This is a genomic window from Streptomyces viridochromogenes DSM 40736 (genome assembly GCF_000158955.1).
GTDB classification, from domain to species: domain Bacteria; phylum Actinomycetota; class Actinomycetes; order Streptomycetales; family Streptomycetaceae; genus Streptomyces; species Streptomyces venetus.
Genome location: NZ_GG657757.1, coordinates 7,613,668 through 7,634,341 on the forward strand (window position 1 = coordinate 7,613,668; position 20,674 = coordinate 7,634,341).

Here is a 20,674-nt window from a genome sequence, read left to right on the forward strand (position 1 = left end):
GGTACCCAGGGAGTGAGTTCGGTTGTCGACCGCCATCCTCACCGGTCAGCCGGTCCCCGGTTCGTCGATCGAGGGCGAACTGCGGTCCCTCGGCTTCGACGTACGGGTCGCGTCCGACGCCGCCGAGGCCGAGACCCTGCTCGCCGGGGTCCCGGGTGACCAGCGGGTCGCCCTGGTCGACGCCCGGTTCGTGGGGCACGTGCACGCGCTGCGCCTCGGCCTCACCGACCCCCGCTTCCCGCTCGCCGCGATCCCGGGCGCCGTCACCGCACAGCCCGCAGGCCGCCAGGCCCTGACCCGGGCGATGGCCCGCGAGAACTCCGCGGGCGGCGGCACCACCCTGGTCGACAGCCTCGCCGACCGCATCCTCACCGCCCTGGACGCCGACGGCACCGAGGTGCACCGCCCCGAGCTGGGCAGCCTCGTCGCCGCCGTCCCCGCCGACCCCCAGGCCCGCAACGAGGCACGGCAGGCGGTGGCGGACGTCGACGACGAGGCCGTACGCCTGAAGTCGGCCGTGAAGTCCCGCGACGGCTTCTTCACCACCTACTGCATCAGCCCGTACTCCCGCTACATCGCCCGCTGGTGCGCCCGCCGCGGCCTCACGCCCAACCAGGTCACCACCGCCTCGCTGCTCACCGCCCTCATAGCGGCGGCCTGCGCGGCCACCGGCACCCGCGGCGGCTTCGTCGCGGCCGGTGTCCTGCTGATCGCGTCCTTCGTGCTCGACTGCACCGACGGCCAGCTCGCCCGCTACTCCCTGCAGTACTCCACGCTCGGTGCCTGGCTCGACGCCACCTTCGACCGGGCCAAGGAGTACGCCTACTACGCGGGTCTCGCCCTCGGAGCCGCCCGCGGCGGCGACGACGTCTGGGCCCTCGCCCTCGGCGCCATGATCCTGCAGACCTGCCGGCACGTCGTGGACTTCTCCTTCAACGAGGCCAACCACGACGCCACCGCCAACACCAGCCCCACCGCTGCCCTCTCCGACAAGCTCGACAGCGTCGGCTGGACGGTCTGGGTACGGCGGATGATCGTCCTGCCCATCGGCGAGCGCTGGGCGATGATCGCGGTGCTCACCGCGGTCACCACCCCCCGCATCACCTTCTACGCGCTGCTCATCGGCTGCGCCTTCGCCGCGACCTACACCACCGCGGGCCGGGTGCTGCGCTCCCTGACCCGCAAGGCACGGCGCACCGACCGGGCCGCCGGGGCGCTGGCCGACCTCGCGGACAGCGGCCCGCTCGCCGACGCGCTCGCGCGGGTGCTGCGCAAGCTGCCGGCCAAGCCGCCGTCCGGCGCCCGCGTCCTCGTCGCCGTGCCCGGCGCGGCGCTGCTGATCCTCGCGGCGGCGCTCGAGCCGTACGGCAGCGTGCTGCCCGTCGCCGCGGCGGCCCTGTACGCGCTCACCTCGGCCGCCGCCGTCGCGCTGCCCCTCAAGGGCGCCCTCGACTGGCTCGTCCCCCCGCTCTTCCGTGCCGCCGAGTACGGCACGGTCCTCGTTCTCGCCGTCAAGGCGGACGTGAACGGAGCCCTTCCTGCGGCTTTCGGGCTGGTGGCCGCGGTCGCCTACCATCACTACGACACGGTGTACCGCATCCGCGGCAACGCCGGAGCGCCCCCGGCCTGGCTGGTGCGTTCCATCGGGGGGCACGAAGGACGGACGCTGCTCGTCACCGTCCTCGCCGCACTGCTCACCGCTTCGCAGTTCGTGGTCTCGCTCACGGTGCTCGCCGTGGCCGTGGCCCTGGTGGTGCTCGTCGAGAGCATCCGCTTCTGGGTGTCCGCAGGGGCGCCCGCCGTACACGATGAAGGAGAACCCGCATGATCGGCCTCGTGCTGGCGGCCGGCGCCGGACGGCGTCTGCGCCCCTACACCGACAGCCTTCCCAAGGCTCTGGTGCCGGTGGGCCCCGCGGGCATAGAGGGCGAACCCACGGTTCTCGACCTCACTCTCGCCAACTTCGCCGAGGTCGGCCTCACCGAGGCCGGGATCATCGTCGGCTACCGCAAGGAGGCCGTGTACGCGCGCAAGGAAGCGCTGGAGAAGAAGTACGGCCTCAAGCTCACCCTCATCGACAACGACAAGGCCGAGGAGTGGAACAACGCCTACTCCCTGTGGTGCGGGCGTGACGCCCTCAAGGACGGTGTGATCCTCGCCAACGGCGACACCGTGCACCCGGTCTCCGTCGAGAAGACGCTGCTCGCCGCCCGCGGCGAGGGCAAGCGGATCATCCTCGCCCTGGACACGGTCAAGGACCTGGCCGACGAGGAGATGAAGGTCGTCGTCGACCCCGACAAGGGCATGACGAGGATCACCAAGCTCATGGACCCCGCCGAGGCCACCGGCGAGTACATCGGCGTCACCCTGATCGAGGGCGACGCCGCACCCGAGCTGGCCGACGCGCTGAAGACCGTGTGGGAGACCGACCCGCAGCAGTTCTACGAGCACGGCTACCAGGAACTGGTCAACCGCGGCTTCCGTATCGACGTGGCGCCGATCGGCGACGTCAAGTGGGTGGAGATCGACAACCACGACGATCTCGCCCGTGGACGGGAGATCGCATGCCAGTACTGACCCGGCTGATTCCCTCACCGGTCGTCGTCGACATCCGCCCCGGCGCCCTCGACGACCTGGCCTGTGTGCTCGCCGACGAGCGGATCTCGCAGTCCGGCAAGCTCGCCATCGCGGTCAGCGGCGGCTCCGGCGCCAGGCTGCGCGAGCGGATCGCGCCGACGCTGCCCGGCGCCACCTGGTACGAGGTCGGCGGCGGCACCATCGACGACGCCGTGCGGCTGGCGAGCGACATAAAGGCCGGTCACTTCGACGCCGTCGTCGGGCTGGGCGGCGGGAAGATCATCGACTGCGCCAAGTTCGCGGCGGCCCGGGTCGGCCTCCCGCTGGTCGCCGTCGCCACCAACCTCGCGCACGACGGGCTGTGCTCGCCGGTCGCGACCCTCGACAACGACGCGGGCCGCGGCTCCTACGGAGTGCCCAACCCGATCGCGGTCGTCATCGACCTCAACGTGATCCGTGAGGCCCCCGTCCGCTTCGTCCGCTCCGGCATCGGCGACGCCATCTCCAACATCTCCGCCGTCGCGGACTGGGAGCTGGCCAACCGCGTCAACGGCGAGAAGGTCGACGGTCTGGCCGCCGCCATGGCCCGGCAGGCCGGCGAGGCGGTGCTGAGGCACCCGGGCGGCGTCGGCGACGACGGCTTCCTCCAGGTGCTCGCCGAGGCACTGGTCCTCACCGGTATCGCCATGTCCGTGTCGGGCGACTCCCGCCCGTCCTCCGGGGCGTGCCACGAGATCAACCACGCCTTCGACCTGCTCCACCCGAAGCGCGCGGCAGCCCACGGCGAGCAGTGCGGCCTCGGTGCCGCCTTCGCGATGTACCTGCGCGGAGCCCATGAGGAGTCGGCCTACATGGCCGAGGTGCTGCGCCGTCACGGCCTGCCCGTGCTGCCGGACGAGATCGGCTTCACGACGGACGAGTTCGTCGAGGCCGTCGAGTACGCCCCGCAGACCCGGCCCGGCCGCTACACCATCCTCGAACACCTCGACCTGAACACCGAACAGATCAAGGACACCTACACCGACTATGTCAAGGCCATCGGTAGCTGAACTACGCCCCGTCGTTCACCCCGCAGGGGTGAAGGACCGGCGCAGCGGTGAGCACTGGATGGGACGCCTCTACATGCGCGAGGTGTCCCTGCGGGTCGACCGCTACCTGGTGAACACCAGGGTCACGCCCAACCAGCTCACGTACCTGATGACCGTCTTCGGTGTGCTCGCGGCCCCGGCGCTTGTCGTGCCGGGGATCGCGGGCGCCGTGCTGGGCGTGGTGTGCGTCCAGATGTATCTGCTGCTGGACTGCGTCGACGGCGAGATCGCGCGCTGGAAGAAGCAGTACTCCCTGGGCGGCGTCTACCTGGACCGCGTCGGCGCCTACCTCACCGACGCCGCGGTGCTCACCGGCTTCGGCCTGCGCGCCGCCGACCTGTGGGGCAGCGGCCGTATCGACTGGCTGTGGGCCTTCCTCGGCACCCTGGCCGCCCTCGGCGCCATCCTGATCAAGGCCGAGACCGACCTGGTCGGCGTCGCCCGGCACCAGGCCGGGAAGCCGCCGGTCCAGGAGGCCGCCGCCGAGATGCGCTCCTCCGGCATGGCGCTGGCCCGCAAGGCCGCCGCCGCCCTGAAGTTCCACCGGCTGATCCTCGGCATCGAGGCGTCCCTGGTGATCCTGGTGCTGGCGATCGCCGACCAGGTCCGCGGCGACCTGTTCTTCTCCCGGCTCGGCGTGGCGGTGATGGCCGGGATCGCCCTGGTGCAGACCCTGCTGCACCTCGTGTCCATCCTGGCCTCCAGCAGGCTGAAGTGAGCGGCATGAAGGTCGGCGCCGTCATCATCACCATGGGCAACCGGCCCGAGGAGCTGCGCGCCCTGCTCGACTCCGTCGCCAAGCAGGACGGCGACCGGGTCGAGGTGGTCGTCGTCGGCAACGGCTCGCCCGTCCCGGACGTCCCCGAGGGCGTCCGCACCATCGAGCTGCCCGAGAACCTCGGCATCCCCGGCGGCCGCAACGTCGGCATCGAGGCCTTCGGCCCCGCCGGCCGGGACGTCGACATCCTGCTGTTCCTCGACGACGACGGCCTGCTCGCGAGCCATGACACCGCCGAGCTGTGCCGGAAGGCGTTCGAGGCGGACCCGAAGCTCGGCATCGTGAGTTTTCGCATAGCCGACCCGGAGACCGGCGTCACCCAGCGCCGCCACGTCCCCCGGCTGCGCGCCGCCGACCCGATGCGCTCCTCGCGCGTGACCACCTTCCTCGGCGGCGCCAACGCCGTCCGCACCCGCGTCCTCGCCGAAGTCGGCGGACTGCCGGACGAGTTCTTCTACGCCCATGAGGAGACCGACCTGGCGTGGCGGGCCCTCGACGCGGGCTGGATGATCGACTACCGCTCCGACATGGTGCTGTACCACCCGACGACCGCTCCCTCGCGGCACGCCGTCTACCACCGTATGGTCGCCCGCAACCGGGTCTGGCTGGCCCGCCGCAACCTGCCCGCGCCGCTCGTCCCGGTCTACCTCGGGGTGTGGCTGCTGCTCACCCTCGTACGCCGCCCGTCCCGCCCCGCGCTGCGGGCCTGGTTCGGCGGATTCCGCGAGGGCTGGACCACTCCGTGCGGACCCCGCCGGCCCATGAAGTGGCGTACGGTGTGGCGGCTGACCCGACTGGGCCGGCCCCCCGTCATCTGACAAGCTCGTATCCGGAGTGTCCGGGAGTATCCGGGAGGGGCCGTACGCTGGCCCCCGGCTCATGCGGGCCCGCACTGGCCGCGCATCTCGAAGACGAAAGTTTCCACTAGTGAGTGAGACAACGCACGACGCCACGGTCGCGGTGAGCGCGACCGCGGCGCCCGACGAGGGCCTCACGGCGCCGGAACTCGCCGCCAAGCACGGGCTGAGCGTGAGCGGCGCCCGGCCGTCCCTCATCGAGTACGTCCGTCAGCTCTGGGACCGGCGGCACTTCATCCTCGCCTTCTCCCGGGCGAAGCTGACCGCCCAGTACAGCCAGGCCAAGCTCGGCCAGCTGTGGCAGGTGGCCACGCCGCTGCTGAACGCGGCCGTGTACTTCTTCATCTTCGGCCTGCTGCTGGAGGCCGACCGGGGCATGTCCCGCGAGGTGTACATCCCGTTCCTGGTCACGGGCGTGTTCGTGTTCACCTTCACGCAGAGCTCGGTGATGGCGGGCGTACGCGCGATCTCCGGCAACCTCGGACTGGTCCGCGCCCTGCACTTCCCGCGCGCCTCGCTGCCGATCTCCTTCGCGCTGCAGCAGCTCCAGCAACTGCTGTTCTCGATGATCGTGCTGTTCGCCGTGGCGATCGGCTTCGGCAGCTACCCGGACCTGTCCTGGGCGCTGATCGTGCCCGTGCTGGCCCTGCAGTTCTGCTTCAACACCGGCCTCGCGATGATCATGGCGCGGGCCGGGGCCAAGACGCCGGACCTCGCGCAGCTGATGCCGTTCGTGATGCGGACGTGGATGTACGCGTCCGGGGTGATGTTCTCCATCCCGATCTTCCTCAAGGACAAGCCGGACTGGATCGCGAACCTCCTGCAGTGGAACCCGGCCGCGATCTACATGGACCTGATGCGCTTCTCCCTCATCGACGGCTACGGCTCGGAGAACCTCCCCGACCACGTGTGGGCGGTCGCGGGCGGCTGGGCGGTGCTGTTCGCCCTCGGCGGCTTCGTGTACTTCTGGAAGGCGGAGGAGAGGTACGGCCGTGGCTGAGCAGAAGCAGGACGCACGGATTCCCACCGTCATCGCGGACGACCTGCACATCGTCTACCGCGTCAACGGCGCCAAGACCGGCAAGGGCAGCGCCACCGCCGCTCTGAGCCGCATGCTCAGGCGAGGCTCCGACGACGCGGCGCGGGGGGTGCGCAAGGTGCACGCCGTGCGGGGCGTCTCCTTCGTGGCGTACCGCGGTGAGGCCATCGGCCTGATCGGCTCCAACGGCTCCGGCAAGTCGACCCTGCTGCGGGCCATCGCCGGTCTGCTGCCCGCCGAGCAGGGCAAGGTCTACACCGACGGCCAGCCCTCGCTGCTCGGCGTCAACGCGGCCCTGATGAACGACCTCACCGGCGAGCGGAACGTCATACTGGGCGGCCTCGCCATGGGCATGTCCCGCGAGGAGATCAAGGACCGCTACCAGCAGATCGTCGACTTCTCCGGCATCAACGAGAAGGGCGACTTCATCACCCTGCCCATGCGCACCTACTCGTCCGGCATGGCGGCCCGGCTCCGCTTCTCCATCGCCGCGGCCAAGGACCACGACGTCCTGATGATCGACGAGGCCCTCGCCACCGGCGACAGGAAGTTCCAGAAGCGTTCCGAGGACCGCATCCGGGAGCTGCGCAAGGAAGCCGGCACGGTGTTTCTGGTCAGCCACAACAACAAGTCGATCCGCGACACCTGCAACCGGGTCCTGTGGCTGGAACGTGGCGAGCTGCGCATGGACGGCCCGACCGACGAGGTGCTCAAGGAGTACGAGAAGTTCACGGGCAAGTAGACCGGCCGGCCGGGGCCCCGCCGGAACTGTTCCGGCGGGGCCCGCGTCTGCAAAGGAAACGTCAACTCCGGCCCATCTCAGGAATCTTGGGGCCAATCGGTGTGTTCTCGTGATGCACAGGACACCCTGGCGAACCGCGACACGTTGTACAACGTAAGCTGTACCGGTCCCGAAACACGGCAATCAGGGCGATAATGCGCGACACCGCTCGTCGGACCGCCGTGCGGACGGCTGGGCGGCGTGTCCGAAATAGTGTGTATTGGGTCGGCAGTGTAGAACGGGAGATGTGACGGCGATGGCTACGGAAACTCCCCAGCTCCACGCAGCACGTGCCGTCCCCGCTCCGGGCAGTCGGCGGTGACGGGAACCGGCACGGCCCGCGCCCTCGATCCGGAGCGCGGCACCCTCGACAAGGCCGCGGGTGAGAACTTCCCGGTGGCCCCGTTCTTCCTGCCCCGGGCCTGGCGCGAGGACCTCATGGCCGTCTACGGTTTCGCCCGCCTCGTCGACGACATCGGCGACGGCGACCTGGCCCCGGGCGGCGCCGACGCCCGCCTGCTCGGCGTGTCCCCCGAGGAGGCCGAGGACCGGCTGGCCCTGCTGGACGCGTTCGAGGCCGACCTGCGCAGGGTCTTCGACTCGACCCCCCACCACCCCCTGCTGCGCCGCCTCCAGCCGACCGTGCGCCGCCGTTCGCTCACCCCCGGGCCGTTCCTCGGCCTGATCGCCGCCAACCGCCAGGACCAGGTGGTCAGGCGGTACGAGACCTACGACGACCTCCTCGCGTACTGCGAGCTGTCCGCCAACACCGTCGGCCGTCTCGTCCTCGCCGTCACCGGCACCTCGTCGCCCGAGCGGATCCGCCGCTCCGACATGATCTGCACGGCCCTCCAGATCGTCGAGCACCTCCAGGACGTGGCCGAGGACCTCGGCAGTGACCGTGTTTACCTGCCCGCCGCCGACATGAAGCGTTTTCATGTCGAGGAGGCGGATCTCGCCACGAAAACCGCCGGAGCGTCGGTCCGTGCGCTGATTGCGTACGAAGCGCAAAGGGCCCGGGATCTCCTGAATGAAGGCGCCCCCTTGGTGGGTAGCGTCCACGGCAGGCTGAAGCTGCTGCTCGCAGGGTTCGTGGCAGGGGGAAGGGCGGCCGTCCGCGCGATCGCCGCCGCCGATTACGACGTACTTTCCGGCCCGCCCAAGCCCGGCAAGGTCCAGTTGCTGCGTGAGGTGGGCGTGACTCTGCGAGGGAAGGGGTGATCCGGACCGTGGAGTCGGAACCGCACGCGTCCCCACCGGTACTCGCCGCCTACAGCTACTGCGAGGCCGTCACCGGGCGGCAGGCCCGTAACTTCGCCTACGGCATCCGGCTGCTGCCGGCGCCCCAGCGCCGTGCGATGTCGGCGCTGTACGCGTTCTCGCGGCGGGTCGACGACATCGGCGACGGCGCGCTCGCCGGCGACGTCAAGGTCGCCAGGCTGGAGGAGACCCGGGCGCTGCTCACCCGGATCCGCGAGGACGAGATCGACGAGGACGACACCGACCCGGTCGCCGTCGCCCTCACCCACGCCGCCCGGCACTTCCCGATCCCGCTCGGCGGGCTCGACGAGCTCATCGACGGCGTCCTGATGGACGTCCGCGGCGAGACCTACGAGACCTGGGACGACCTGAAGGTCTACTGCCGCTGTGTGGCGGGTGCCATCGGGCGCCTCTCGCTCGGGGTGTTCGGCACGGAACCGGGGGCGCGCGGCGTCGACCGCGCGCCCGAGTATGCCGACACGCTCGGGCTCGCGCTCCAGCTCACCAACATCCTCAGAGACGTACGCGAGGACGCCGTGGGCGGCCGTACCTATCTGCCCGCCGACGACCTCGCCAAGTTCGGCTGCTCGGCCGGTTTCAGCGGGCCACGGCCACCGGAGGGCTCCGACTTCGCGGGCCTCGTGCACTTCGAAGTGCGACGGGCCCGCGCTCTTTTCGCCGAGGGCTACCGGCTGCTCCCGATGCTCGACCGGCGAAGCGGCGCCTGCGTCGCCGCCATGGCCGGCATCTACCGCCGCCTCCTCGACCGCATCGAGCGCGACCCGGAGGCCGTGCTGCGCGGCCGCGTCTCCCTGCCCGGCCGGGAGAAGGCCTATGTCGCGGTGCGCGGCCTGTCCGGCCTGGACGCCCGGCACGTGACCCGACGGGCCGTCAGGAGGCGTGTGTGACGAACGAACGGACGCGCGGTCAGGTCCCCGGCGGGACGGCTTGTCCCCGCCGCGGGGCGACGCCGTGCGGCGACCCCCGCGTGCGCCGTGCGGCCGGACAGGTGCTCGCCGGGAGGGGCACCCCCCGGCCCCCGTACGGCTGCTGCGCGCGGCCGGGGTCCGGGAGGCCGCCCGGAGCGGGGCGCGCCTCCGGCGGCCAGGTGTCGCACGGCGGTACCCCGCCGTGCGAACGGAGTGTCCGCCGCGTGGCCGAGCCTTTGTTCGTCCTGTCCGGTCACGGTGGCGAGGTGACGCATGGCGGTGTCCTGCCGTGCGACTGGCGCTTTTGCCGCGCGGCCGAGTACTCGTTCGTCCCGGCCCGGTCGCGTGAACGCGTAGCGGTCGGCGGTGCGTCGTGCCCCGGCGCCGCCCGGGACAAGCGGCGGGCAACCCTCCGGCGTGCGGTCGCGTCCCTGACTGAGATGGTCGGCCGTGCGTCATGCGAGCCGCACGGCCGCCGCGCAGGGGAGGGTGCACGATGACCCACGGCACGCGGTCCGAGGGACCGGACGGACGGCACGCCGTCGTGGTGGGCGGCGGACTCGCCGGCACCACCGCCGCGCTCGCGCTCGCCGACGCCGGAGTGCGCGTCACCCTGCTGGAGGGCCGGCCGCGACTCGGCGGCCTGGCCTTCTCCTTCCAGCGCGGCGAGCTCACCATCGACAACGGACAGCACGTCTACCTGCGCTGCTGCACCGCCTACCGCTGGTTCCTCGACCGCGTCGAGGGCGCCGCCCTGGCTCCGTTGCAGGACCGGCTCGACGTACCCGTCCTGGACGCCGCGCGGCCCGCGGGGCGCCGGCTCGGCAGGCTGCGGCGCGACGCGCTGCCCGTGCCCCTGCACCTGGGCCGCAGCCTCGCCGCCTACCCACACCTGTCGCTGGCCGACCGCGCCCGGGTGGGCCGGGCCGCGCTCGCGCTCAAGGGGCTCGACCTCGCCGATCCGGCCCTGGACACACAGGACTTCGGCAGCTGGCTGGCCGCGCACGGCCAGTCCGCGCGGGCCGTCGAGGCCCTGTGGGACCTGGTCGGGGTCGCCACCCTCAACGCGGTCGCCGGGGACGCCTCGCTGGGGCTCGCCGCGATGGTGTTCAAGACCGGTCTGCTCTCCGACCCGGGCGCGGCCGACATCGGCTGGGCGCACGTCCCGCTCGGCGACCTGCACGACCGGCTGGCCCGCAAGGCCCTCGACTCCGCGGGCGTCCGCACCGAGGTCCGCACCCGGGTCGCCTCCGTCTCCGGGAACGGGGACGGACGCTGGAACGTCCAGGTGCCCGGCGAGACGCTTCAGGCCGACGCGGTGGTGCTCGCCGTACCGCAGCGCGAGGCCCACGACCTGCTTCCCGACGGTGCCCTCGACGCCCCCGAACGGCTCCTGGGCATCGGCACCGCGCCCATCCTCAACGTCCATGTGGTCTACGACCGGAAGGTGCTGGCCCGGCCGTTCTTCGCCGCGCTCGGCAGCCCCGTGCAGTGGGTCTTCGACCGCACCGCGGCATCCGGGCTGCGTGACGGGCAGTACCTCGCCCTCTCCCAGTCGGCGGCCCAGGACGAGATCGACCAGCCCGTGGCCGTGCTCCGCGAGCGGTACCTGCCCGAACTGGAGCGCCTGCTGCCGCTCACCCGCGGTGCCGAAGTGAAGGACTTCTTCGTCACCCGGGAGCGCACCGCGACGTTCGCTCCCACCCCCGGCGTCGAGCGCCTCAGGCCCGGCGCCCGCACCAAGGCATCCGGCCTGTACCTGGCCGGAGCGTGGACCGCCACAGGGTGGCCCGCGACCATGGAGAGTGCGGTCCGCAGTGGCGTCGGCGCGGCGGACGCCGTGCTGGACGCCCTGGGCCGGCCCCGCCCTCGCCACCTCTTCGAGTTCGAGGAGGCGGCGTGACGCTCGATCAGGGCAGCGCGGCAGGCGGCCCCCGCACCCTCGGTACCGCAACAAGAGGAGAGACTGTGCCCACTGTGCCCCCGGCCTCGAAGGCCGCTCGAGAGACCGCGGTGGACGTGGCCGCGCTCCTGGAGCGCGGCCGGACCCTGGCCTCGCCGGTACTGCGGGCGGCCATCGACCGCCTGGCACCTCCCATGGACACTGTTGCCGCCTACCACTTCGGATGGATCGACGCCCAGGGCAGGCCCGCGGCCGGAGACGGCGGCAAGGCCGTGCGCCCCGCGCTCGCCGTGCTGTCCGCCGAGGTCATGTCCGCCGCCCCCGAGACCGGCATCCCCGGCGCCGTCGCCGTGGAACTCGTCCACAACTTCTCCCTCCTCCACGACGACCTGATGGACGGCGACGAACAGCGCCGGCACCGCGACACCGTGTGGAAGGTGCACGGCCCCGCCCAGGCCATCCTGGTCGGCGACGCCCTGTTCGCCCTGGCCAACGAGATGCTCCTCGAACTCGGCACCGTCGAGGCCGGCCGCGCCACCCGCCGTCTCACCACCGCCACCCGTGCCCTGATCGACGGTCAGGCCCAGGACATCTCCTACGAGCACCGCGACCGCGTCACCGTCGAGGAGTGCCTGGAGATGGAGGGCAACAAGACCGGCGCCCTGCTCGCCTGCGCCAGCTCCATCGGCGCGGTCCTCGGCGGCGCCGACGACCGCACCGCCGACACCCTCGAGAGGTACGGCTACCACCTGGGCCTCGCCTTCCAGGCCGTCGACGACCTCCTCGGCATCTGGGGCGACCCGGACTCCACCGGCAAGCAGACCTGGAGCGACCTGCGCCAGCGCAAGAAGTCGCTGCCGGTGGTGGCCGCGCTCGCGGCGGGCGGGTCCGCCTCCGAGCGGCTCGGCGAGATCCTCGCCGCCGACGCCAAGAGCAGCGACTTCGAGAACTTCTCCGAGGAGGAGTTCGCGGCCCGGGCCGCCCTCATCGAGGAGGCGGGCGGCCGCGAGTGGACCGCCGACGAGGCACGCCGTCAGCACACCATCGCCATCGAAGCCCTCGACGCCATCGACATGCCCGACCGGGTGCGGGAGCAGTTCACGGCGCTCGCCGACTTCGTCGTCGTACGAAAGAGATGATCACTATCGGCCGAATAACCCTCGCGTAGTCGCCGGCCGGTGCCGCGAGACACCACGGAGCACCGGCCGACGGCGGACCCACAGCAGCTGCACACCTTGCACCACTGCACGAAGGGGAAGCCATGACAGCGACGACCGACGGAAGCACCGGGGCCCTGCCACCCCGGGCCGACGCGGCCAGCGAACACGACATCGAGACCCCCGAGGCGGCCGGGGTACGAGAAGCCGCCGTACGCGCCGCACGGCGCGCCACCGACTTCCTGCTCTCCCGCCAGGACGCCCAGGGCTGGTGGAAGGGCGACCTCGAAACCAACGTCACGATGGACGCCGAGGACCTGATGCTACGTCAGTTCCTTGGGGTCCTCGACGAGAAGACCGCACAGGCCGCGGCGCTCTTCATCCGCGGCGAGCAGCGCGAGGACGGCACCTGGGCCTCTTTCTACGGCGGACCGGGCGAACTCTCCACCACCATCGAGGCGTACGTCGCTCTGCGCCTGGCCGGTGACGCGCCCGACTCCCCGCACCTGGCGAAGGCCTCCGCCTGGATCCGCGAGCAGGGCGGCATCGCCGCCGCCCGGGTCTTCACCCGGATCTGGCTGGCCCTGTTCGGCTGGTGGAAGTGGGAGGACCTGCCCGAACTCCCGCCGGAGCTCATCTGGTTCCCGAAGTGGGTGCCGCTCAACATCTACGACTTCGGCTGCTGGGCCCGGCAGACCATAGTGCCGCTCACGATCGTCTCCGCGAAGCGGCCGGTACGCCCCGCGCCCTTCCCGCTCGACGAGCTGCACACCGACCCGGCCCGGCCCAACCCGCCCAGACCCCTCGCGCCGGCGTTCAGCTGGGACGGGGCGTTCCAGCGCATGGACAAGGGTCTGCACGCCCTGCGGAAGGTGGCTCCGCGCGGACTGCGCCGAGCCGCCATGAACGCCGCCGCCCGCTGGATCATCGAGCGGCAGGAGAACGACGGCTGCTGGGGCGGCATCCAGCCCCCCGCCGTGTACTCGATCATCGCCCTGCACCTGCTCGGCTACGACCTTCAGCACCCCGTGATGCGCGAAGGCCTGGCCTCCCTGGACCGGTTCGCCGTGTGGCGCGAGGACGGGGCCCGGATGGTCGAGGCCTGCCAGTCGCCGGTGTGGGACACCTGCCTCGCCGCGATCGCGCTCGTCGACGCCGGACTGCCCGCCGACCACCCGCAGTTGGTGAAGGCCGCGGACTGGATGCTGGGCGAGGAGATCGTCCGCCCCGGTGACTGGTCGGTGCGCCGGCCCGGACTGCCGCCCGGTGGCTGGGCGTTCGAGTTCCACAACGACAACTACCCCGACATCGACGACACCGCCGAGGTGATCCTCGCGCTGCGCCGGATCACCCACCACGACCCGGTGCGGGTCGACAAGGCCGTCGGGCGCGGGGTGCGCTGGACCCTCGGCATGCAGTCGAAGAACGGGGCGTGGGCCGCCTTCGACGTCGACAACACCAGCCCGTTCCCCAACCGGCTGCCGTTCTGCGACTTCGGCGAGGTCATCGACCCGCCCTCCGCCGACGTCACCGCGCACGTCATCGAGATGCTCGCGGTGGAGGGCCTCGCCCACGACCCGCGCACCCGGCGCGGCATCGAGTGGCTGCTGGCGGAGCAGGAACCGGACGGCTCGTGGTTCGGACGCTGGGGCGTCAACTACGTCTACGGCACCGGCTCCGTCGTACCCGCCCTGGTCGCGGCCGGCCTCCCCGGGGCGCACCCGGCGATCCGGCGGGCGGTGAGCTGGCTGGAGTCGGTCCAGAACGACGACGGCGGCTGGGGCGAGGACCTGCGCTCCTACAAGTACGTCAAGGAGTGGAGCGGCAGGGGCGCCTCGACCGCCTCCCAGACGGCATGGGCCCTGATGGCCCTGCTCGCGGCGGGGGAGCGGGACTCCAAGGCCGTCGAACGTGGCGTCGAGTGGCTCGCCGCCACCCAGCGGGAGGACGGCTCCTGGGACGAGCCGTACTTCACGGGGACGGGCTTCCCGTGGGACTTCTCGATCAATTACCACCTCTACCGGCAGGTGTTCCCGCTCACCGCGCTCGGCCGGTACGTCCACGGGGAGCCCTTCGCCGACCGGCTCAAGGGCAGCTGATGAGCACCCGGCCCGCCCCGGCCCCGCTGCTGATCGCCTGCGCGCTCGGCATCGAGCAGCTCGCCCTGCGCGCGGGGGAGTGCGGCGGCGCGGGCGTCCCGGTGACCGTGCTGCGCACGGGCATGGGGCCCGCGGCGGCCGAGCGGTCCGTCACCCGGATGCTCGCCGACGTGGCCCTGCGCGACGCCGCCGTCCTGGCCACCGGCTTCTGCGCGGGACTCGCCCCCGGCATGCACCCCGGGGACCTGGTCGTCGCCGAGGAGACCCGCGACCCGCACGGCACGACCGCCTGTGTGGGGACCGAACGGCTGGTCAAGGAGCTGGTCCGCGCCGTGCCCGGACGGACCGTGCACACCGGTCCGCTCACCGGCTCCGACCATGTCGTGCGCGGCCAGGAACGCTCCGATCTGTTCGCGACCGGCGCGATCGCGGTCGACATGGAGTCCGCCGCCACGCTCCTGAGCGCCGTGCGCGCGGGCGAGCGCCCGGTTGCGGCCGTCCGGGTGGTCGTGGACGCTCCTGAACATGAACTGGTCCGGATCGGCACGGTGCGCGGTGGAATATCGGCTTTCCGTGTCCTTCGCTCCGTCTTTCCCGCTTATCTCGAATGGCACCGTTCCTTGCTGCTCCCCAGGAGGTGAGCCAGATGGCCATGCCGCTCCGACAGTCCATCAAGGTCGCTACGTACTTGGCTGAACAGAAGCTCCGCCGGCGGGACAAGTTCCCGCTCATCGTCGAGCTGGAGCCGCTGTTCGCCTGCAACCTCAAGTGCGAGGGTTGCGGCAAGATCCAGCATCCGGCGGGGGTGCTCAAGCAGCGGATGCCGGTCGCCCAGGCCGTGGGGGCGGTGCTGGAGTCCGGTGCCCCGATGGTGTCCATCGCCGGTGGCGAGCCACTGATGCACCCGCAGATCGACGAGATCGTGCGTCAGCTGGTGGCAAGGCGCAAGTACGTCTTCCTGTGCACCAACGCACTGCTCCTGCGTAAGAAGATGGACCAGTTCAGGCCCTCCCCCTACTTCGCCTTCGCCGTGCACATCGACGGGCTGCGTGAGCGGCACGACGAGTCGGTCGCCAAGGAGGGCGTCTTCGACGAGGCGGTGGAGGCCATCAAGGAGGCCAAGCGGCGCGGCTTCCGGGTGACCACCAACTCGACCTTCTTCAACACCGACACCCCGCAGACCGTCGTCGAGGTGCTGAACTTCCTCAACGACGACCTCCAGGTCGACGAGATGATGATCTCGCCCGCCTACGCCTACGAGAAGGCTCCCGACCAGGAGCACTTCCTGGGCGTGGAGCAGACCCGCGAGCTGTTCAGGAAGGCCTTCGCGGGTGGTAACCGGCGCCGCTGGCGGCTCAACCACTCCCCGCTCTTCCTGGACTTCCTGGAGGGCAAGGTCGACTTCCCGTGCACCGCGTGGGCGATCCCGAACTACTCGCTCTTCGGCTGGCAGCGCCCCTGCTATCTGATGGCCGACGGGTACGTGCCGACGTACCGGGAGCTGGTCGAGGACACCGACTGGGACAAGTACGGCCGCGGCAAGGATCCGCGGTGCGCCAACTGCATGGCGCACTGCGGCTACGAGCCCACCGCCGTCCTCGCCACCATGGGGTCCCTGAAGGAGTCGCTGCGCGCCATGCGCGAGACGGTCTCCGGAAACCGGGAGTGACGACATGACCGCCGTACCCCTGGGGGTCCCCGAGGTGCCGGCCCGGCCGATCGCGGAGCGGCGCGTCTCGCGCCGGATCCAGGTCGGTCCGGTGGCGGTCGGCGGCGGGGCGCCGGTGTCGGTGCAGTCGATGACGACGACCCGCACCTCCGACATCGGCGCCACGTTGCAGCAGATCGCCGAGCTCACCGCGTCCGGCTGCCAGATCGTCCGGGTCGCCTGCCCCACGCAGGACGACGCGGACGCGCTGGCGACCATCGCCCGCAAGTCGCAGATCCCGGTGATCGCGGACATCCACTTCCAGCCCAAGTACGTCTTCGCGGCCATCGAGGCGGGCTGCGCCGCCGTCCGCGTCAACCCCGGCAACATCAAGCAGTTCGACGACCGGGTCAAGGAGATCGCGCAGGCCGCCCAGGACCACGGCACCCCGATCCGGATCGGCGTCAACGCCGGATCACTGGACCGGCGGCTGCTCCAGAAGTACGGCAAGGCGACCCCGGAGGCGCTCGTCGAGAGCGCGCTGTGGGAGGCGTCCCTGTTCGAGGAGCACGGCTTCCGGGACATCAAGATCTCCGTCAAGCACAACGACCCGGTCGTGATGATCGAGGCATACCGGCAGCTCGCGGAGCAGTGCGACTATCCGCTGCACCTGGGCGTCACGGAGGCGGGCCCGGCCTTCCAGGGCACGATCAAGTCGGCGGTCGCCTTCGGGGCGCTGCTGTCGAGGGGCATCGGCGACACGATCCGGGTGTCGCTGTCGGCGCCGCCGGCCGAGGAGGTCAAGGTCGGCATCCAGATCCTGGAGTCCCTGGGACTCAGGCAGCGGCGACTGGAGATCGTCTCCTGCCCGTCCTGCGGCCGCGCCCAGGTCGACGTCTACAAGCTCGCCGACGAGGTCACCGCCGGACTCGAAGGCATGGAGGTGCCGTTGCGCGTCGCCGTCATGGGCTGTGTGGTCAACGGCCCCGGCGAGGCCCGGGAGGCCGATCTGGGGGTGGCCTCCGGCAACGGCAAGGGACAGATCTTCGTGAAGGGCGAGGTCATCAAGACCGTCCCCGAGTCGAAGATCGTCGAGACGCTGATCGAAGAGGCGATGAAGATCGCCGAGCAGATGGAGCAGGACGGCGTGGGGTCGGGGGAGCCGGCCGTCACCGTGAGCTGAGCAGCACGGAATTCGAAGGGGGCCCGAGCGTGACGATTCTGGAGAGCATCCGGGGACCACGCGACCTGAAGGCGCTGTCCGAGGCGGAACTGGGGGAACTGTCCGACGAGATCAGGGAGTTCCTGGTGCACGCGGTAGCAAGGACCGGCGGGCACCTGGGACCCAACCTGGGCGTGGTCGAGCTGACCGTCGCCCTGCACCGGGTCTTCGAGTCACCGGTCGACCGCATCCTGTGGGACACCGGCCACCAGAGCTACGTCCACAAACTGCTCACCGGACGCCAGGACTTCTCCAAGCTGCGCGGCAAGAACGGTCTGTCCGGCTATCCCTCGCGTGAGGAGTCCGAGCACGACGTCATCGAGAACAGCCACGCCTCCACGGCGCTCGGCTGGGCCGACGGGCTCGCCAAGGCTCGTCAGGTGCAGGGGGAGAAGGGCCATGTCGTCGCGGTGATCGGCGACGGCGCCCTGACCGGCGGCATGGCCTGGGAGGCGCTGAACAACATCGCGGCGGCCAGGAACCGCCCGCTGATCATCGTCGTCAACGACAACGAACGCTCCTACGCCCCGACCATCGGCGGCCTCGCCAACCACCTCGCGACGCTGCGCACGACCGACGGCTACGAGCGGGTGCTGGCCTGGGGCAAGGACGTGCTGCAGGGCACGCCCCTGGTCGGCAACACCCTCTACGAGGCGCTGCACGGAGCGAAGAAGGGCTTCAAGGACGCGTTCGCGCCGCAGGGCCTGTTCGAGGACCTGGGCCTGAAGTACGTCGGGCCGATCGACGGGCACGACATCGGGGCCGTGGAGTCCGCGCTGCGGCGCGCGAAACGCTTCCACGGGCCGGTCCTCGTCCACTGCCTCACGGAGAAGGGCCGCGGCTACGAACCCGCCCTCGCCCACGAGGAGGACCACTTCCACACCGTCGGCGTGATGGACCCGCTGACCTGCGAGCCGCTCTCCCCGTCGGGCGGACCTTCCTGGACCTCCGTCTTCGGCGAGGAGATCGTGCGGATCGGCGAGGAACGGGACGACGTGGTCGCGATCACCGCCGCCATGCTGCACCCGGTCGGCCTGGGCGCCTTCGCCGAGCGGTTCCCGGACCGGGTGTGGGACGTCGGCATCGCCGAGCAGCACGCCGCCGTCAGTGCGGCGGGCCTGGCGACGGGCGGCCTGCACCCCGTCGTCGCCGTCTACGCCACCTTCCTCAACCGCGCCTTCGACCAGCTCCTGATGGACGTGGCCCTGCACCGCTGCGGGGTGACCTTCGTCCTGGACCGGGCGGGTGTCACCGGCGTCGACGGCGCCTCCCACAACGGCATGTGGGACATGTCCGTCCTCCAGGTCGTCCCGGGCCTCAGGATCGCCGCGCCCCGCGACGCCGACCAGCTGCGCCTGCAGCTGCGCGAGGCGGTCGCCGTCGACGACGCGCCGACCCTGCTGCGGTTCCCCAAGGAGTCCGTCGGCCCGTCGATCCCGGCGGCCGACCGGGTGGGCGGGCTGGACGTGCTGCACCGTTCTTCCCAGCCGGGGGTTCTCCTGGTGGCCGTCGGCGTCATGGCGCCCGTCTGCCTCCAGGCCGCCGAGCTGCTGGAGGCCCGCGGCATCGGCTGCACCGTCGTCGACCCCCGCTGGGTCAAGCCCGTGGACCCGGCGCTCCCGGGTCTCGCCGCCGCGCACCGCCTGGTCGCCGTCGTCGAGGACAACAGCCGGGCGGCCGGGGTCGGCTCGGCCGTCGCGCTGGCCCTCGGGGACGCCGACGTCGACGTCCCCGTACGGCGCTTCGGGATCCCGGAGCAGTTCCTCGCGCACGCCAAGCGCGGCGAGGTGCTCGCCGACATCGGCCTGACGCCCGTCGAGATCGCCGGACGGATCAGCGCCAGCCTGACCGTCAAGGAAGAGCTGTCCAAGGAGCCACAGGAATGACAACCGCCGAACCCGCGTCGGAGCCGTCGCGGGCCGGGGCGTTCGACCTCGGCAAGCTGCTGGCCGAACGGGGAGCCGAGCGCTACGAGCTGCACACCCGGTACCTCAACCACCAGCTCCCTCGCATGCTGCACACCATCGGCTTCGACAAGGTCTACGAGCGCGCCGAGGGCGCCTACTTCTACGACGCGGACGGCAACGACTACCTGGACATGCTCGCCGGGTTCGGGGTGATGGGGCTCGGCCGCCACCACCCCGTCGTGCGCAAGGCACTGCACGACGTCCTCGACGCCGAGCTCGCCGACCTCACCCGGTTCGACTGCCAGCCGCTGCCCGGCCTGCTGGCGGAGAAGCTGCTCGCGCACAGTCCGCACCTGGACCGGGTGTTCTTCGGCAACAGCGGCACGGAGGCGGTCGAGGGTGCGCTGAAGTTCGCCCGGTTCGTCACCGGCCGGCCCAGGGTCCTGTACTGCGCGCACGCCTTCCACGGCCTGACCACCGGCTCCCTCTCCGTCAACGGCGAGTCCGGCTTCCGTGACGGCTTCGCCCCGCTGCTGCCCGACACGGCCGTACCGCTCGGCGACCTCGACGCGCTGGAGCGGGAGGTGAGGAAGGGCGACGTCGCCGCCCTGATCGTGGAGCCGATCCAGGGCAAGGGTGTGCTGGCGCCCCCGCCCGGCTATCTGCGGGCGGCCCAGGAGCTGCTGCACCGGCACAAGGCGCTGCTCATCGCCGACGAGGTGCAGACGGGCCTCGGCCGGACCGGCGACTTCTACGGCTACCAGCACGAGGAGGGCGTGGAACCCGACCTGGTGTGCGTGGCCAAGGCGCTCTCCGGCGGCTACGTGCCCGTGGGCGCCACGCTCGGCAAGGACTGGATCTTCAAGAAGGTCTACTCGTCGATGGACCGGGTGCTGGTCCACTCGGCGAGCTTCGGATCCAACGCGCAGGCCATGGCGGCGGGCCTCGCGGTGCTGTCGGTGCTGGAGGACGAGCAGATCGTCGCGGGCGTCCGCAGCACCGGGGAACTGCTCAGATCGCGGCTCGCGGCGCTGACGGACAAGTACGAGATGCTCGCCGACGTGCGCGGCCGGGGCCTGATGATCGGCATCGAGTTCGGTCGGCCGAAGTCGCTGAAGCTCCGCGGCCGCTGGGCCATGCTCCAGGCCGCGCGCAAGGGACTCTTCGCGCAGATGGTCGTCGTGCCGCTGCTCCAGAAGCACCGGATCCTGACCCAGGTCTCGGGCGACCACATGGAGGTGATCAAGCTGATCCCGCCGCTGATCATCGGCGAACGGGAGGTGGACCGGTTCGTCGACGCCTTCACCGCTGTGATGGACGACGCGCACGACGGCGGGCTGGTCTGGGACTTCGGCAGGACGCTGGTCAGGCAGGCGGTCGCGAACCGCTGACGTGCCGCCGTCCGACGGCCGAACCAGGGCTTTTGCCT

General features: G+C 71.2%; 18 protein-coding genes. All 18 read left to right on the forward strand.

The window, feature by feature from the left end:
* Positions 1-22: 22 nt before the first annotated feature.
* The gene (locus SSQG_RS33310; protein WP_003994375.1) at positions 23-1,828 is read left to right on the forward strand and encodes a DUF5941 domain-containing protein; all 1,806 of its coding nucleotides are present in this window, start codon (positions 23-25) and stop codon (positions 1,826-1,828) included.
* Complete coding sequence (locus SSQG_RS33315) at positions 1,825-2,577, forward strand: sugar phosphate nucleotidyltransferase (protein WP_003994376.1); 753 nt, start codon at positions 1,825-1,827, stop codon at positions 2,575-2,577. Before SSQG_RS33310 ends, SSQG_RS33315 begins: the two co-directional genes overlap by 4 nt.
* A complete protein-coding gene (locus SSQG_RS33320) occupies positions 2,565-3,626 on the forward strand; it encodes an iron-containing alcohol dehydrogenase family protein (protein WP_003994377.1) in 1,062 nt (353 codons plus the stop codon). The genes SSQG_RS33315 and SSQG_RS33320 overlap by 13 nt, the downstream gene beginning before the upstream one ends.
* Positions 3,604-4,383, forward strand: coding sequence for a CDP-alcohol phosphatidyltransferase family protein (locus tag SSQG_RS33325; RefSeq protein WP_078506969.1), 780 nt, complete (start codon positions 3,604-3,606; stop codon positions 4,381-4,383). Before SSQG_RS33320 ends, SSQG_RS33325 begins: the two co-directional genes overlap by 23 nt.
* 5 nt (positions 4,384-4,388) lie before the next feature.
* A complete protein-coding gene (locus SSQG_RS33330; RefSeq protein ID WP_039934172.1) occupies positions 4,389-5,261 on the forward strand; it encodes a glycosyltransferase family 2 protein in 873 nt (290 codons plus the stop codon).
* Between the two features lie 109 nt (positions 5,262-5,370).
* Positions 5,371-6,300 carry an ABC transporter permease gene (locus SSQG_RS33335; RefSeq protein WP_003994380.1) on the forward strand — a complete coding sequence of 310 codons (930 nt, stop codon included), beginning with the start codon at positions 5,371-5,373 and terminating at the stop codon, positions 6,298-6,300.
* Complete coding sequence (locus SSQG_RS33340; protein ID WP_003994381.1) at positions 6,293-7,081, forward strand: ABC transporter ATP-binding protein; 789 nt, start codon at positions 6,293-6,295, stop codon at positions 7,079-7,081. Before SSQG_RS33335 ends, SSQG_RS33340 begins: the two co-directional genes overlap by 8 nt.
* 357 nt (positions 7,082-7,438) lie before the next feature.
* Positions 7,439-8,341 carry a squalene synthase HpnC gene (hpnC, locus tag SSQG_RS33345; protein ID WP_003994382.1) on the forward strand — a complete coding sequence of 301 codons (903 nt, stop codon included), beginning with the start codon at positions 7,439-7,441 and terminating at the stop codon, positions 8,339-8,341.
* Positions 8,338-9,288, forward strand: coding sequence for a presqualene diphosphate synthase HpnD (gene hpnD / locus SSQG_RS33350; RefSeq protein WP_003994383.1), 951 nt, complete (start codon positions 8,338-8,340; stop codon positions 9,286-9,288). Before hpnC ends, hpnD begins: the two co-directional genes overlap by 4 nt.
* A 287-nt stretch (positions 9,289-9,575) precedes the next feature.
* The gene (locus tag SSQG_RS44135) at positions 9,576-9,809 is read left to right on the forward strand and encodes a DUF6380 family protein (protein ID WP_425315024.1); all 234 of its coding nucleotides are present in this window, start codon (positions 9,576-9,578) and stop codon (positions 9,807-9,809) included.
* Positions 9,806-11,212 (forward strand): hydroxysqualene dehydroxylase HpnE, encoded by a 1,407-nt coding sequence (hpnE, locus tag SSQG_RS33355; RefSeq protein WP_003994384.1) that lies wholly within the window; start codon positions 9,806-9,808, stop codon positions 11,210-11,212. Before SSQG_RS44135 ends, hpnE begins: the two co-directional genes overlap by 4 nt.
* A 74-nt stretch (positions 11,213-11,286) precedes the next feature.
* A complete protein-coding gene (locus SSQG_RS33360; protein ID WP_078506970.1) occupies positions 11,287-12,351 on the forward strand; it encodes a polyprenyl synthetase family protein in 1,065 nt (354 codons plus the stop codon).
* A 122-nt stretch (positions 12,352-12,473) separates the two neighbouring features.
* Entirely contained in the window at positions 12,474-14,468 is a 1,995-nt protein-coding gene (gene shc, locus SSQG_RS33365; protein WP_039934175.1) for a squalene--hopene cyclase, read from the forward strand.
* Positions 14,468-15,109: a hypothetical protein gene (locus SSQG_RS33370; protein WP_003994387.1), complete on the forward strand. Its 642-nt coding sequence runs from the start codon at positions 14,468-14,470 to the stop codon at positions 15,107-15,109. The genes shc and SSQG_RS33370 overlap by 1 nt, the downstream gene beginning before the upstream one ends.
* Before the next feature lie 5 nt (positions 15,110-15,114).
* Complete coding sequence (gene hpnH, locus SSQG_RS33375) at positions 15,115-16,137, forward strand: adenosyl-hopene transferase HpnH (protein ID WP_003994388.1); 1,023 nt, start codon at positions 15,115-15,117, stop codon at positions 16,135-16,137.
* 4 nt (positions 16,138-16,141) lie between these two features.
* Entirely contained in the window at positions 16,142-17,299 is a 1,158-nt protein-coding gene (gene ispG / locus SSQG_RS33380) for a flavodoxin-dependent (E)-4-hydroxy-3-methylbut-2-enyl-diphosphate synthase (protein ID WP_003994389.1), read from the forward strand.
* Positions 17,300-17,328: 29 nt separating this feature from the next.
* On the forward strand, positions 17,329-19,224 hold the full coding sequence (gene dxs / locus SSQG_RS33385; RefSeq protein WP_003994390.1) for a 1-deoxy-D-xylulose-5-phosphate synthase: 1,896 nt from the start codon (positions 17,329-17,331) through the stop codon (positions 19,222-19,224).
* Positions 19,221-20,636, forward strand: a complete 1,416-nt coding sequence (locus tag SSQG_RS33390; protein WP_003994391.1) for an aspartate aminotransferase family protein — start codon at positions 19,221-19,223, stop codon at positions 20,634-20,636. Before dxs ends, SSQG_RS33390 begins: the two co-directional genes overlap by 4 nt.
* Positions 20,637-20,674: the final 38 nt, after the last annotated feature.